Source organism: Pseudomonas sp. SYWMCR5, from assembly GCF_057197165.1.
Map to the genome: position 1 here is coordinate 41,906 of NZ_JBXUNH010000014.1, position 13,729 is coordinate 55,634.

Consider the following 13,729-nt stretch of genomic DNA (forward strand, 5'->3'; position numbering starts at 1 on the left):
GCGCTGCCAGAGGCTCCGTGGTTTTCATCGGAGGTAGACATGCCCCTCAGCCAAAGCGTTCGCAGCCATCTCGCCGGCGCCGACAAGCATGCCGAGCGCGACTACATGCCGGAGCTGGCCGGCGCCACCCTGCAGGACTCGCCGCGCCTGTCGCGCATCACGGTGTGGCTGGCAGCAGCGCTGTTGCTGGTGGCCCTGGTCTGGGCCAAGTTCGCCGTGCTCGACGAGGTCACGGTCGGCGAAGGCAAGGCCATCCCCTCGAGCAAGGTGCAGGTGATCCAGAACCTCGAAGGCGGCATCGTCACCGAGATCTTCGTGCGCGAAGGACAGATGGTCGACAAGGGCGCCACCCTGCTGCGCCTGGACGACACCCGCTTCAAGTCGAACAAGGGCGAGAGCGAAGCCGACCGCTACGCCCTGACCGCACAGGTCGAGCGCCTGTCGGCCGAATCCGAAGGGCGCCCCTTCGCGCTGTCGGACGAAATCCGCGCCAAGGCACCGCAGGTGGCCGAAGACGAAATCGCCCTCTATCAGTCGCGTCAGCGCCGGCTCACCAGCGAGAAGCAGACGCTCAACGAACAACTGCGGCAGAAGACCCAGGAGCTCGCCGAATTCCGCTCCAAGGTCGATCAGTACCGTTCAGCGGTAGGGCTGCTGCAGCAAGAGCTGGACATGTCGTCGCCACTGGTGAGCAAAGGCGCCATTTCTCCGGTGGAAATCCTGCGTCTCAAGCAGCGCAGCGTCGAAGCCCGCGGCCAACTGAACGCGACCAACCTGGCCATTCCTCGCGCTGAAGCGGCCATTGCCGAGATTCGCAGCAAGATCCAGGAGTCCGAGGCGAGTTTTCGTTCCGACGCGGCCAAGGAGCTCAATGACAAGCGCACGGAATTGTCGAAGATCACCGCCACCAGCATCGCCATCGACGACCGGGTCAACCGCACCACCGTGGTGTCGCCAGTGCGTGGCATCGTCAAGCTGCTCAAGGTCAACACCATCGGCGGCGTGGTCCAGCCCGGCAGCGACCTGGTGGAGATCGTGCCGATCGAGGACAACCTGCTGATCGAGGCCAAGGTGCGCCCGCAGGACGTGGCGTTCCTGCATCCGGGGCAGGTGGCGATGGTCAAGTTCAGTGCCTACGACTACACCATCTATGGCGGGCTCAAGGCCAAACTCGAGCTGATCAGCGCCGACACTGTCACCGACGACAAGGGCAATGCGTTCTACCTGATCCAGGTGCGCACCGAGAAGAACCATTTGGGCGGGGACAACAAGCCGCTGCTGATCATCCCGGGGATGACCGCGACGGTGGACATCATCACCGGGCAGAAGAGTGTGCTGGATTACCTGCTCAAGCCGGTCATGAAAGCCAGGACCGAGGCAATGCGCGAGCGGTGAGGGCCGTGGGATGGGTGGTGGCCTCTTCGCGGGCAAGCCCGCTCCCACAAATTGGACTGCCCCATAACATTCTGAATGCTGTGGGGCCCCTGTGGGAGCGGGCTTGCCCGCGAAAAGGCCCCCGCCAATCCGTCATCCTTGCCCATGATTCCGAGCAAAGGTCTCAGCCCCCATGGCGCTGATCTGCCCCTCGATCAATGCCTCGAACGGTCTGAGCAATTCATCGAAATTCGCGGGTTGTTCCAACCCATTCAACACCTGCACCACCGCCTCCAAGGTCGACAGCGCACCCTCCTCCGGCGCCTTGCGCAGCCGGTAACGCGAGGGCTGCACCTGGCCAAGCGTCACCCGCGGCAGTCCCCCCAACAGCGGATTGAGGTACAGCAGCTTGCGTGCCTTGCGCCAGGTCCCGTCTGGGACGATCAGCAGCAGCGGCAACGCATCGCCTTCGCCATAGGCCGACACCACCTCGGCCTGCTCGCCCGGGAACAACAGCGCCGGACGATAGCCGGGGGTGGCCAGCAGTGCAGGAAGATCCTCGAAGACTTCGCCAATCACCAGCTCGGCATTGCGCAGCCCCAACGCAGCCAGGCGGGCGGTGTTCAGGGCGTGGCTGGATTCACTGGGGTGCTGCAGCAGGACTACGCGGGTGCGGCTGTCGAGTGACGGGATCAGTGGGCAAAGGCAATGGGCGAGCGGACGCTGGCAGCGCTCGCAGCGGGGTCTGGGCATGGGGGTCTCCGTTGGCGGAGGGATTTTGCCATATGCCGGAACTGTATGCCGGAAATCGGGGCCCGCGTTGCGGGCCACCCCCCTCTAACGATTGAACCGCTCCGCCAGGCTATGCAGGTACTCCGCCATCCGCTCCAGATCCTGGCTGATCTCAGCCCCCTGCTTCGCCTGCCCGGCGCTTTCGTCGCACAGGTGGGCAATGCGCACGATCTGCTGGTTGATATCCTCCGCCACATGGCTCTGCTGCTCGGACGCGGTCGCCATCTGCTGGCTCATGCCGGTAATGCGGCTCACCGCCTGGACGATGCCGGTCAGTGCCGACTGCACCGCCTCGACGCTGTGCACGCTATCGCGAGAAATCTGCTCGCCGCGGCTGGCGCTGCTCACCGCGCGCTCGGCACCGGCACGCAGCGAGGCAATGATCTGGTGGATTTCCTCGGTGGAGGTGCGGGTGCGCTGGGCCAGCGAACGCACCTCGTCAGCCACCACCGCAAAGCCCCTGCCCTGTTCCCCGGCACGCGCCGCTTCGATGGCGGCATTGAGCGCCAGCAGATTGGTCTGCTCGGCAATCGAGGTGATAACATCCACCACACTGCCGATCGACTGGGTCTGCTCGGCCAGGGCATTGACTGCCTGGCCGATGTCGTTCACCGCCTCGCTCATGCTGCCCATGGCGCGCAGGCTCTGCTGGGCCAGGTCACTGCCCTGCTGCGCCAGCTGGTCGGCATCGCCGGCCGCGTGGGCAGTACTCTGCACGTTATGGGTGACCTGCTGGATGGTCGCCGCCATCTGCGCGATAGCGGTCGCCGACTGGTCGGTTTCGCTGCGCTGTCGGTCGAGCATCTGCGCCTGGGCATCGGACAGTTCCGCTGACTGCGCGGCCCGTGACTTGACCCCGACGCCAGCGTCCACCAGCCGCGTGAGCGCAGTCTGCAGACGCGCCTCTTCGCTGATGATCGCCAGGTCGAGCTGACCGCGCAGGCCCGGGTTGTCACTGTAGGTCAGGGCGACCAGCGGACTGGTGAAAGCCTTGGGATGCTCGGCCAGGGTACGGCGAATGGCCTGGTTCTGCCGGTGTTCGATCAGGTACCAGGCACTGAACAGGCTGACCATCAGCAGGCCCAGCGCCGCATAGGGCGGTAGCCACAGGTAGCCTGCCGCCGCAATCAGCCCGGCACCCACCAGTGGCCAGCCAGTCCCCAGGCCATGCCCCAGCCGCGCCGCCCAGGGCACCGGCGAGCGTTCGGCCCGCAGGCGTGCGTACAACGCTTCGGCACGACGAATCTGTTCGCGAGTCGGCACCGAGCGCACCGACTCGTAGCCACTGATGCGACCGTTCTCGTAGACCGCCGTGACATAGGCGCTGACCCAGTAGAAGTCGCCGTTCTTGGCGCGGTTCTTCACCACCCCCATCCACGGCTTGCCTTGCTTGATGGTTTCCCACATATGGCCGAACACCGACGGCGGCATGTCGGGGTGGCGCACCAGGTTGTGCGGCTGCCCCACCAACTCGTCGTAGGTGAATCCGCTGATCGCCACGAACGCGTCGTTGCAGTAAGTGATCCGGCTGTTCAGATCGGTGGTGGAAATCAACCGCTGCTCGCTGGAGAACGTTCTTTCATGCTCGGTTACGGGCAGATTCGTGCGCATCTCGGGCGGTCCTTGCTTGTGTAGATGAGAGGGAAATTTCATCAAAGCAAGTAAAGGTTTAGCAGAGCTTTTTCACGTGCGGGATCAGCATTTGTAAGAAAAGTTCCCGACCTGACGGAATGTATTTTCGGCAACGCCGATCAGCCCACATTCAACTGCGACTTGAGCAGGTCGCGGAAGGTCTGGATCAACGGTTCGCGGCTGCGCCCACGGCGGATGATCAAAGAGAATGGCGCCTGATAGCCGAAGGTAGACGGCGACAACACCCGCAGATCACCTTTGTCGGCCCAGGCCTGGGCATAGTGCTCGGGCAGGTAACCGATGTAGGCACCGGACAGGATCAGGATCAACTGCGCCTCCATGCTCTCCACGGTCGCCGCGCTGTGCTTGAAACCGTGCCGGGCCAGTTCCGCCTGGCTCCAGTAACCCCGGCCGACCATGCGTTGCTGAGTGATGACCTGCGCCGGAATGCGCCGCTCGCTGAACAGCGGGTGGCGGCTGCTGCAGTACAGCCAGTGCTGCTCGCGGTACAACGGCTGGTACACCAGGCCGCTCATACGCGAAGAGAAGGCGCCGATGGCCAGGTCCAGGCGGTTGTCCTGCACACCCAGCTGCAGCTCGTAAGGGCTGGACACCGACAGGTGCAAGTGCACGGCCGGGTGCTCCTGGCTGTAGGCGCCGATCGCCTCGGCCAGGGGCAGCGCGCGATCGCCAACGGTGGAGTCGATCACTCCCAGGTTGAGGGTGCCGCGCAGCTCACCCTTGAGCGCCGCGGCGTATTGCTCGAAACCGTCGAGCTCGCCCAGCAGGCGCAAGGTCTCCTGGTGGAATAGCTCGCCCTTGCTGGTCAGGCTGAAACCACCACGCCCACGGTGGCACAGCACCAGGCCCAGGGCGCTTTCCAGCTGGCTCATGTAGGTGCTGATGGCCGACGTCGAAAGGTTGAGGTCGCGCTGGGCATTGGCGAAACCCTGGTGGCGCACCACGCTGGCAAAGATGCGCAACAGTTTCAGGTCGGGCAGCGATGAGGCCATGGCGCACGGGTTCCGTCGAGTGGAAATGCGCCAGAGTCTACCGCGCCTGCGCGTCGATAGTTCAGAAATTCCTGAAGTAAGTATTTGTCGGTAGCGATTCTTCCCGCGCACTACCTTGCGCAGACTTGGCCGAAATGTCCCTGGTCGCCGGCGCCTTCGCGCTTGCCGAGCGTGCCGCGACACAGGTTCGAACAAACAGAACAATCGACCGACTGATGAGGCCCACCGTGGACAAGATTCTCCACCAACCACTGGGCGGCAACGAAATGCCGCGTTTCGGCGGCATCGCCACCATGCTCCGTCTTCCTCACCTGCAAAGCGCCGAAGGCCTGGACGCCGCCTTCATCGGCGTGCCACTGGATATCGGCACCTCGCTGCGCTCCGGCACCCGCTTCGGCCCGCGGCAGATCCGCGCCGAATCGGTGATGATCCGCCCGTACAACATGGCCACCGGCGCCGCCCCGTTCGACTCGCTGTCGGTCGCCGACATCGGTGACGTGGCGATCAACACCTTCAACCTGCTCGACGCCGTGCGCATCATCGAAGAAGCCTACGACGAAATCCTCGAACACAACGTCATCCCCATGACCCTGGGTGGCGACCACACCATCACCCTGCCGATCCTGCGCGCCCTGCATAAAAAGCACGGCAAGATCGGCCTGGTACACATCGACGCCCACGCCGACGTCAACGATCATATGTTCGGCGAGAAGATCGCCCACGGCACCACCTTCCGCCGCGCCGTCGAGGAAGGCCTGCTGGACTGCGACCGCGTGGTGCAGATCGGCCTGCGCGCCCAGGGCTATACCGCCGACGACTTCAACTGGAGCCGCCGCCAGGGCTTCCGCGTGGTGCAGGCCGAAGAGTGCTGGCACAAGTCGCTGGAGCCGCTGATGGCCGAAGTGCGCGAGAAGGTCGGCGGTGGCCCGGTGTACCTGTCGTTCGACATCGACGGCATCGACCCGGCCTGGGCGCCAGGCACCGGCACCCCGGAAATCGGCGGCCTGACCACCATCCAGGCGATGGAAATCATCCGCGGTTGCCACGGCCTGGACCTGATCGGCTGCGACCTGGTCGAGGTCTCGCCACCGTACGACACCACCGGCAACACCTCGCTGCTGGGCGCCAACCTGTTGTTCGAAATGCTCTGCGTGCTTCCCGGCGTGGTGCGTCGCTGATCACCTGAAACACCTGCAATACCCAGGCAGGAGCCGTGGGTCAGGGCCATAGAGGCCCGCCAACACTCGATGAGGAGCGCCGGACGCGGTGAGAGCGTCCGAGCGATCGATCTCGCATAATAAAGATAATCGGAGACACCCATGGCCTTGGACATCATTGTTGTACTGATCTACGCCGCTGGCATGCTCGGGCTTGGCTGGTACGGCATGCGGCGGGCGAAAACCCACGAAGACTACCTGGTCGCCGGACGCAATCTCGGCCCGACCCTCTACATGGGCACCATGGCCACCACCGTGCTCGGTGGTGCATCCACCGTCGGCACCGTGCGCCTGGGCTATGTCCACGGCATTTCCGGTTTCTGGCTGTGCGCGGCCCTGGGCCTGGGCATCATCGCCCTGAACCTGTTCCTCGCCAAACCGCTGCTGCGCCTGCGCATCTTCACCGTGACCCAGGTCCTGGAGCGCCGCTACAACCCGATGGCGCGCCAGGCCAGTGCAGTGATCATGCTGGCCTACGCGCTGATGATCGGCGTGGTCTCCACACTGGCCATGGGCACCGTGCTGCAAGTGCTGCTCGATGTGCCGTTCTGGATGGCCTTGCTGTTCGGCGGTGGCGTGGTGGTGGTCTACTCGACCATCGGCGGCATGTGGTCGCTGACCCTCACCGACATCGTGCAGTTCGTCATCAAGACCGTGGGCCTGATGTTCATCCTCCTGCCGGTGTGCCTGTACAAGGCCGGTGGCTGGGATGCACTGGTGGCCAAGCTGCCGGCGGCGAGCTTCCAGCTCACCACCATCGGCTGGGACACCATCATCACCTACTTCCTGATCTACTTCTTCGGCATCCTGATCGGCCAGGACATCTGGCAGCGTGTGTTCACCGCACGTGACGAGAAGGTCTGCCAGCGCGCCGGCACCGCCGCAGGCGTGTACTGCGTGATCTACGGCCTGGCCTGTGCCCTGATCGGCATGGCCGCCCATGTGCTGATGCCTGACCTGGCCAACCCGAACAACGCCTTCGCCGAGATGATCAAGACCACCCTGCCCGACGGCATCCGTGGCCTGCTGATGGCGGCGGCACTGGCGGCGATGATGTCGACCGCAAGCGCCGGCCTGCTGGCGGCGTCCACCACCCTGACCGAAGACCTGCTGCCCAAGCTGCGTGGCGGCAAGCGCTCGAGCCTGGGCGTGAACCGCCTGTTCACCCTGCTCACTGGCGTGGCAGTGCTGGTGATCGCCCTGGCGGTGAACGACGTGATCAGCGCCCTGACCCTGGCCTACAACCTGCTGGTCGGCGGCATGCTGATCCCGCTGATCGGGGCGATCTTCTGGAAACGCGCCACCACCCCGGGTGCAATCGCCAGCATGTCGCTGGGCTTTGCCACCGCGCTGTTCTTCATGTTCAAGGACGGCCTGGATGCCAACTCGCCGATCTACTACAGCCTGGCGGTGGGCCTGGTGAGCTTCATCGTGGTCAGCCTGATGTCGCGTAAACCGACGGCTGCGGTGAACCTGGCCTGATTCCAGGGCAGAAAATCTCCGGACCAGCCCGCCCCTACCCTGTGGAAGCAGCTGTCTTGTTCAAAATCTAAAGGTCAGCCCAATCCCTGTGGGAGCGGGCTGGTCCCGCGATCACCGGCGAAGCCGGTGCCATGCACTACGAAAGCCACACCACAGATCCCCCTTGCAAAAACGCAAAAGGCCGCCGCATCCCCCAAGGATGCAGCGGCCTTTTTCCTGCGCTAATCAGCGCCGACGCGGCTGGCGCTTGCGCTGTTCTTCGTCGGTGGGGATCGGTACCGGTTGCAATGGCGGTGGTACCAGGCCAAGGGCGACGGCAAGGTCGTGGAGCCAGTTGTACATGCGCTTGTTCATAGTGCCCCCTTCACGGGTCAGCCTTGCGGCAAATCAGTCCTGCGATGCTTCATACAGATCATAGTCCCATGTTCTGTATATCGCCTGCGTCTAACCTTACAGATATGGGCGATTTTGCCGCAGATCAAGCGGAAACGCCGTACTCCGACAGCCGGTTTACTGTTTCACCTTGTTGCAGGTCGATCCAGGCCTGCAAATTCGCCCCGCACATGCCCTGGCGCCACATCAACCAGGTCTCGGCATGATCGAACGGCGCCTGCAGCGTATGCGCGCTGACCCGCTCGCGCCCCGGCAGGCTGTCGAGCATCGAACGCGACATCATCGCCACCCCGGCACCGGCGATCACACACGCCAGCATGCCCTGGTACGACTCGATCTCCATCACCCGCCCCATGGGCGTGTGGTCGTGCGCGTACCAAGCCTCCAGACGCATGCGGTAGGCACACCCCTGACGGAACGTGAATACCGAACGCCCGGCCACATCACGCGCGCTGTGCACAGGCGGGTGCTCGGGGCTGGTGATCAGCACCAGTTGCTCCTCGCACAAGGGCACGCCATCAAGCCCGGCCAGCCCCGGCGGGCCATCCACCAGGGCGGCGTCCAGGCGGCGCTCGAGCAGGCCCTGCAACAGCTCGCCGCTGGGCGCGGCCTGCACCTGCAGGTTCACTGCCGGGTACGCCTGGTGATAACGCGCCAGCAACGCCGGGAGCTGGATTGCCGCCGTGCTGTACATGGTGCCCAGGGTGAAGTCCCCTGCGGGCTGACCACCCTGCACCGCCGCCATGGCCTCATCGCGCAGCGCCGCAAGGCGGTTGGCGTAATCCAGCAGTACCTTGCCTGCCGGCGACAACTGCAGACGCTGACGCTCACGCAGGAACAACTCGACCCCCAGTTGCTCTTCGAGCTGACGCAGGCGCGTCGACAGGTTCGAGGGCACCCGGTGCAGGCGCTCGGCGGCCCGGGTCACCGAGCCCTCCTCGGCGACCGCCTGGAAAATCCGCAGTTGGCTGAAGTCCATTGAATTCTCCAAAACAGAACAACTTGATCATAATTATTCAATTTTATTGAAAGTCAAGAACCCCTACCCTGCCATCCATCGCTTACCACTGCGCAGGAGTCTTCCCATGTCGCCCTTACTGCAACTGCTGGCCAGTGCTGTCGCACTGATGATGGCCATGGGCATCGGCCGCTTCGCACTGACCCCACAAATGCCCCGCCTGATTGCCGAAGGCCAGTTCGACCTGACCGCAGGCGGCCTGGTGGCCGCAGCCAATTATCTCGGCTATTTCATCGGCGCCGTGGACGGCATATTCGCCCGCCACCCGCACCAGGTGCGCCTGCGCCTGCATGCCGGGCTGTGGTTGTGCGTGCTGCTGACCCTGGCCTCCTGGGCTGCCAACGGATTCTGGAGCCACCTGCTACTGCGCTTCGGCACCGGTGTGGCAAGCGCCTGGGCATTGGTGATGCTGACCAGCCTCAGCCAGCACGTGGCCAGCAGCCATGGTCGGGCGCGACTCGGCGCATTGGTGTTTGCAGGCCCAGGCGTGGGGATCGCCATCACCGGTTTCCTAGCGCTCGGTGCGCACCTGCTCAGCCTCGATTCGGCCGCGTTGTGGCTGATGTACTCGGTGGCCGCGCTGGTGATGCTGCTGGCCGTGCTGCCGTGGCTGCCCCGCGCCCACCTGCTGACGCCAGCGACCACTAACGCACCGGCACAGGCTCATTCACACCCGCGCGGCATCGCCCGACTGGCGGTGGTCTATGCGCTGTACGGCATTGGCTACATCCTGCCGGCCACCTTTCTGTCGCAGATGGCCAGCCAGCAATTCCAGGGGCAATGGCTTGCCGACCTGTTCTGGCCCGGTTTCGGCCTGGCTGCGGCGCTTGGCGTATTGATCGTCAGCCTGCGCGGCCCGGGTCGCACCAGCGCCTGGCTGACCGCCACTCTCTGGCTGCAAGCCTTGGGTGTGTTGGCCTGCCTGTTGGGCGGTGGTATCGGACTGGGGCTCGGGGTACTGCTGTGTGGCGCGCCGTTCCTGGCCTGCATGCAGTTGGTGATGCAGCGTTCGCGAGAGCTCGCGCCCCACGCCACACAACGCAACGCCGGCCTGCTGACCGCCTGCTTCGCCCTCGGCCAACTCAGCGGACCGTTGCTGGCCGCGCTGAGCAACCACTTCAGCGGTGGGCTGCAACCCGCACTGTTGCTGGCGGCTGCGGGGCTGGGGGTCGCCGGGTTGCTGGTGGCGACAAGCAGATCGGATCAACGCGCCGCAGAGCAACTGGCGACCCCTGTGTAGGAGCAGCTGTCTTGCTCAAAATCTAAAGACCAGCCCAATCCCTGTAGGAGCGGGCTTGCCCGCGAACACGGGCGTAGCCCGTGCCAGGCAGCGCGATATCTTCTTCGCGGGCAAGCCCGCCCCTACAGGTCGAGGCGGCTTCATAGCCGGGCTGTGGCCTCAATGCACCGAGTTACGCCCAACCTCCAGGTCGTTCAGCAACGCCTTGGCCATCGCGCTCAGGTAGTGCAGCGCGGTGATGCTCACCGGGTCCACCTGTTCCTGCTCGCTCAACTCCCGGACACAGCCAAGGATCACCGACACTTCTTCCAGCACCCGCTCGAAAGGAATGCCAGGCTGTACGCGGTACATGTCCAGGAAAGTCGCCACACCAGCGGTGGTGTAGCCATTGGATAAGTCAGTCATGGTCACGTCTCCTCACTGTGGTGTGGGGAACGTGCGTAAGGCGGGGTGGATCGGGGACGAGCTTTTTCATGGGGTCAAATCTCACGTCTGGTCAGAGATATCACCACCCCACTCTTTCTCACGGAGTTAGGGTGGCAACCGTGCACGGAGTGAGAAACCGAGGACGTGAGAGCCCGGCCGGGCCGAAGCCCGTCCGCACACGGCTGCCATAAAGAAGTGCCGCTGCCACGTCGTCGGGTTTCTCACGCCCGGTCGCCAAATGACGACCCGGCGAAGTTATCCCTGACGCATTTCCACGACAATTAAGACGCTTCCGCAAGCCGCGTAGGATAGATCCTAACGACTCAAAACCTGACACCGGCGCCCGAGAATTAGGAAAAATCAGACACGCTACAGCCCACCTTACCCCACCACCCGGCGCAACTGCCGCCGCACCCAAGGCTCGGCACTCACCAGCACCACACCACCGAGCACCATCACCGCCCCCACCACGAAGTTCACGCTCAGCGGCTCATCCAGCAACAGCACCCCGAACGTCACCCCGAACAACGGCGTGATGAACGAAAACACCGCCAGGTTCGACGCCAGGTACTGGCGCAGCAACCAGAACCAGGTCAGGTAACTGAAGAACGACACCACCAAACCCTGAAACAGCACGCTGCCCAGTGCCAACGGCGTGAACGACACCGCACCGATCTGCCCGCTGAACAACGCCATCAGCAGCAAGCCGACGAAGCCCACCATCAACTGGTAGAACAGCGTCAAGGTCGCCGGCGCCTCCGATAGCCGCGAAGCCCGCACCACCACCGTGGTCGCACCCCACATCAGCCCCGCCAGCACCGCCATGGCATCGCCGAGCAGCACCCGCCCATCGAGTTGATCCAGCGACAGCCCGCCCGCAAAGGCCAGGGCGATCCCGGCAAACGCCAGCGCAATCCCCAGCCACTGCAACAAACGCAGGCGCTCGCTGGGCAACATGAAGTGCAGCCCCAGCGCGGTGAACACTGGGGCCGTATAGAGAAATACCGACATATGCGCCGCCGAGGTCAGCTTCAGCCCCTCGGCGATGAACAGAAACTCCAGCCCGAACAACGCCCCGGCCAGCAAACCCGCGCGCCAGGTGCTGCCCAACTGCGCCCAGCCGCCTCGCCAGCACATCAGCAGCCCGACCAGCACCGCAGCGACACCGGAGCGAAACGCCGCCTGCATCACCGGCGCGATATCCACGGCAGCCCATTTGATCATCACCTGCTGGGAGCCCCAGATCAGGCACAGCCCCAGCATCACCTGCAGGGCAAAGGCGTCGGTGTTCTTGCGGGCCACGCTCATGGGCGGGCCTCGTGTCGGGTCAGGGGCATGGCAACGCTCGGCAGTCAGAAAATGGATCCATTACCGATTATCGGCGCGCCCGCCCCGCCGATACCAGCCTAAATCGCGCCCGGTGTGATCTGCGGCTTGCTCGAGACCTGATCGAAGGTGGACTCATTCAGCGCATCTGCCTGCTGATCCAGCTTCAAGCGTGGGCTGTCCGCTCCTGGAATCGCGCTGTCGATGAGGCTGAGCAGGCGCGAGCCGCGCTCGGTGAGCACGAAGTTTTCACCGTTGCCGCCATCCTCTTCAGGCCGGCTTTCGATGAATCCGCGCTGGAACAGCAGCTTTTCGTATTCACAGGCGCGGGTTTTCAGCTGATCCAGATCGCCCACCGGCTGGCCTTTGGCGGCCATCGCCGCAGCATGCTGCTCGGCGTAGGGGCGTGGCGTGAAGCTTTGACCTGCGCCGTTCTGCACCTCGTGCAGCAAGCGTTCGATCAGGTCCCAGTCGTAGGTGCTCATGGCAGTGGCCTCTTGCTGTGGACGGTGGGTACACAGCATGGGACCGGAGGCGTTGGAGGTCCGTTCAAATCATCGACAGCACACGGTTGGAACCGGCTCGGGGCCTGCGAACAGGTATCTACGGCACTTCAAACCTGCTCACGGGTTACAGCTCCCCCGAACTCGAGACAAGTCTTGTCTCCAGAAACCTCAAAACAAATCAACGCGGCTCATCTGAGCTGTGCTGAATAGCCGACAGCTGCGCCAGCCGCGTTCGGGCGCAAGACCGAGCAGACAGGCGATGCGGCGACGCCACAACTGCCGCTCTTCGACGAGGCAGAAAGCCTGGCCGAGCCCTTGGATGAGGCCGGCGACGAAGAAGTCGTTGCACCGACCAAGCGCCGTGGCAAACGTAAGCCACTGCCGGCTGATTTGCCGCGTATCGAGGTTGTCCACGAACTGTCCGAGCATGAACTGACCTGCGCTTGCGGCTGCCGCAAACATGCCATCGGAGAAGAAGTCAGCGAACAGCTTGAAATCGTCCCGATGCAGATTCGCGTCATCAAGCATGTGCGCAAGGTATACAGCTGCCGGGACTGCGAGTCAGCGCCCGTGACGGCAGGCAAGCCCGCCCAGGTGATAGAGAAAGCATGGCCAGCCCGAGTGTGTTGGCCATGCTGCTGACCACCAAATACGTAGACGGCTTGCCGTTTCACCGCTTCGAAAAAGTGTTGGGGCGTCACGGTATCGATATCTCGCGCCAAACCCTGGCACGCTGGGTGATTCAATGCAGCGAGCACTTTCAGCCGCTGCTGAATCTGATGCGCGAAAGCCTGTTGAACAGTCGGATCATCCACTGTGACGAAACACGTGTGCAGGTGTTGAAAGAGCCGGGTCGTGAGCCCAGCAGCCAATCCTGGGTGTGGGTACAAACCGGCGGCCCACCTGATCGCTCGGTGATCCTTTTTGACTACGCCACCAGCCGAACGCAGGAGGTGCCGACGCGCCTGTTGGATGGCTATCGCGGCTATGTCATGACCGACGACTACGCCGGTTACAACGCGCTGGCCACACAGGACGGCGTGGAGCGATTGGGCTGCTGGGCGCACGCACGCCGCAAGTTCGTCGAAGCGCAGAAAGTGCAGCCCAAGGGTAAAACCGGGCGAGCAGACATCGCACTGAATTTGATCAACAAGCTGTATGGCATCGAGCACGACCTTAAGGACGGCAGCGATGAAGATCGTAAGGCTGCCCGCATGGAGCGCAGCCTGCCACTGCTGGCTCAACTGAAAAGCTGGGTAGAGAAAACGCAACCTCAGGTCACGACGCAGAATGCCTTGGGCAAGGGCATC

General features: G+C 63.7%; 12 protein-coding genes and 1 pseudogene. 5 read left to right on the forward strand and 8 right to left on the reverse strand.

Annotated elements, in window-relative coordinates; translation table 11 throughout:
• Nucleotides 1-39: 39 nt before the first annotated feature.
• Nucleotides 40-1,395, forward strand: a complete 1,356-nt coding sequence (locus AC2CGW_RS24565) for an HlyD family type I secretion periplasmic adaptor subunit (protein WP_186710093.1) — start codon at nt 40-42, stop codon at nt 1,393-1,395.
• A 132-nt stretch (nt 1,396-1,527) separates the two neighbouring features.
• Here the strand turns inward: AC2CGW_RS24565 and AC2CGW_RS24570 are convergent, their stop codons facing one another.
• From AC2CGW_RS24570 to AC2CGW_RS24580, 3 genes are all read right to left on the reverse strand, one after another.
• Nucleotides 1,528-2,127: a tRNA-uridine aminocarboxypropyltransferase gene (locus AC2CGW_RS24570; RefSeq protein WP_288374580.1), complete on the reverse strand. Its 600-nt coding sequence runs from the start codon at nt 2,125-2,127 to the stop codon at nt 1,528-1,530.
• Nucleotides 2,128-2,211: 84 nt separating this feature from the next.
• Nucleotides 2,212-3,777, reverse strand: a complete 1,566-nt coding sequence (locus tag AC2CGW_RS24575) for a methyl-accepting chemotaxis protein (RefSeq protein ID WP_112897731.1) — start codon at nt 3,775-3,777, stop codon at nt 2,212-2,214.
• A 140-nt stretch (nt 3,778-3,917) separates the two neighbouring features.
• On the reverse strand, nt 3,918-4,811 hold the full coding sequence (locus AC2CGW_RS24580; RefSeq protein WP_186666854.1) for a LysR family transcriptional regulator: 894 nt from the start codon (nt 4,809-4,811) through the stop codon (nt 3,918-3,920).
• 227 nt (nt 4,812-5,038) lie between these two features.
• Here AC2CGW_RS24580 and speB point away from each other — a divergent pair, with 227 nt between their 5' ends.
• On the forward strand, nt 5,039-5,989 hold the full coding sequence (gene speB, locus AC2CGW_RS24585) for an agmatinase (protein WP_063543768.1): 951 nt from the start codon (nt 5,039-5,041) through the stop codon (nt 5,987-5,989).
• Nucleotides 5,990-6,130: 141 nt separating this feature from the next.
• Nucleotides 6,131-7,510, forward strand: coding sequence for a sodium:solute symporter family protein (locus AC2CGW_RS24590; protein WP_151924196.1), 1,380 nt, complete (start codon nt 6,131-6,133; stop codon nt 7,508-7,510).
• Between the two features lie 225 nt (nt 7,511-7,735).
• Here AC2CGW_RS24590 and AC2CGW_RS24595 read toward each other — a convergent pair whose 3' ends face one another.
• Both AC2CGW_RS24595 and ptrR read right to left on the reverse strand, forming a co-directional pair.
• A complete protein-coding gene (locus AC2CGW_RS24595; RefSeq protein WP_256093825.1) occupies nt 7,736-7,864 on the reverse strand; it encodes a PA1414 family protein in 129 nt (42 codons plus the stop codon).
• A 124-nt stretch (nt 7,865-7,988) separates the two neighbouring features.
• Entirely contained in the window at nt 7,989-8,882 is an 894-nt protein-coding gene (gene ptrR, locus AC2CGW_RS24600) for a putrescine utilization regulator PtrR (RefSeq protein ID WP_484574742.1), read from the reverse strand.
• Nucleotides 8,883-8,988: 106 nt separating this feature from the next.
• Here ptrR and AC2CGW_RS24605 point away from each other — a divergent pair, with 106 nt between their 5' ends.
• A complete protein-coding gene (locus AC2CGW_RS24605) occupies nt 8,989-10,161 on the forward strand; it encodes a YbfB/YjiJ family MFS transporter (protein WP_484574743.1) in 1,173 nt (390 codons plus the stop codon).
• 159 nt (nt 10,162-10,320) lie between these two features.
• Here the strand turns inward: AC2CGW_RS24605 and AC2CGW_RS24610 are convergent, their stop codons facing one another.
• The 3 genes from AC2CGW_RS24610 to AC2CGW_RS24620 form a co-directional block, all read right to left on the reverse strand.
• Nucleotides 10,321-10,566, reverse strand: coding sequence for a DUF3077 domain-containing protein (locus AC2CGW_RS24610; protein WP_125930463.1), 246 nt, complete (start codon nt 10,564-10,566; stop codon nt 10,321-10,323).
• Between the two features lie 402 nt (nt 10,567-10,968).
• Nucleotides 10,969-11,895 carry a DMT family transporter gene (locus tag AC2CGW_RS24615; protein WP_484574744.1) on the reverse strand — a complete coding sequence of 309 codons (927 nt, stop codon included), beginning with the start codon at nt 11,893-11,895 and terminating at the stop codon, nt 10,969-10,971.
• A gap of 98 nt (nt 11,896-11,993) precedes the next feature.
• The gene (locus AC2CGW_RS24620) at nt 11,994-12,398 is read right to left on the reverse strand and encodes a transcriptional regulator (protein WP_186666858.1); all 405 of its coding nucleotides are present in this window, start codon (nt 12,396-12,398) and stop codon (nt 11,994-11,996) included.
• A gap of 252 nt (nt 12,399-12,650) precedes the next feature.
• On the opposite strand from AC2CGW_RS24620, the pseudogene tnpC reads away from it, so the two are divergent.
• A pseudogene (tnpC, locus tag AC2CGW_RS24625) lies at nt 12,651-13,729 on the forward strand (IS66 family transposase); the annotation flags it as partial.

Coding starts and splice junctions, on each gene's coding strand:
- AC2CGW_RS24565 (WP_186710093.1), top strand. CDS start 40: ATGCCCCTCAGCCAAAGCGTTCGCAGCCATCTCGCCGGCGCCGACAAG.
- AC2CGW_RS24570 (WP_288374580.1), bottom strand. CDS start 2,127: ATGCCCAGACCCCGCTGCGAGCGCTGCCAGCGTCCGCTCGCCCATTGC.
- AC2CGW_RS24575 (WP_112897731.1), bottom strand. CDS start 3,777: ATGCGCACGAATCTGCCCGTAACCGAGCATGAAAGAACGTTCTCCAGC.
- AC2CGW_RS24580 (WP_186666854.1), bottom strand. CDS start 4,811: ATGGCCTCATCGCTGCCCGACCTGAAACTGTTGCGCATCTTTGCCAGC.
- AC2CGW_RS24590 (WP_151924196.1), top strand. CDS start 6,131: ATGGCCTTGGACATCATTGTTGTACTGATCTACGCCGCTGGCATGCTC.
- AC2CGW_RS24595 (WP_256093825.1), bottom strand. CDS start 7,864: ATGAACAAGCGCATGTACAACTGGCTCCACGACCTTGCCGTCGCCCTT.
- ptrR (WP_484574742.1), bottom strand. CDS start 8,882: ATGGACTTCAGCCAACTGCGGATTTTCCAGGCGGTCGCCGAGGAGGGC.
- AC2CGW_RS24605 (WP_484574743.1), top strand. CDS start 8,989: ATGTCGCCCTTACTGCAACTGCTGGCCAGTGCTGTCGCACTGATGATG.
- AC2CGW_RS24610 (WP_125930463.1), bottom strand. CDS start 10,566: ATGACTGACTTATCCAATGGCTACACCACCGCTGGTGTGGCGACTTTC.
- AC2CGW_RS24615 (WP_484574744.1), bottom strand. CDS start 11,895: ATGAGCGTGGCCCGCAAGAACACCGACGCCTTTGCCCTGCAGGTGATG.
- AC2CGW_RS24620 (WP_186666858.1), bottom strand. CDS start 12,398: ATGAGCACCTACGACTGGGACCTGATCGAACGCTTGCTGCACGAGGTG.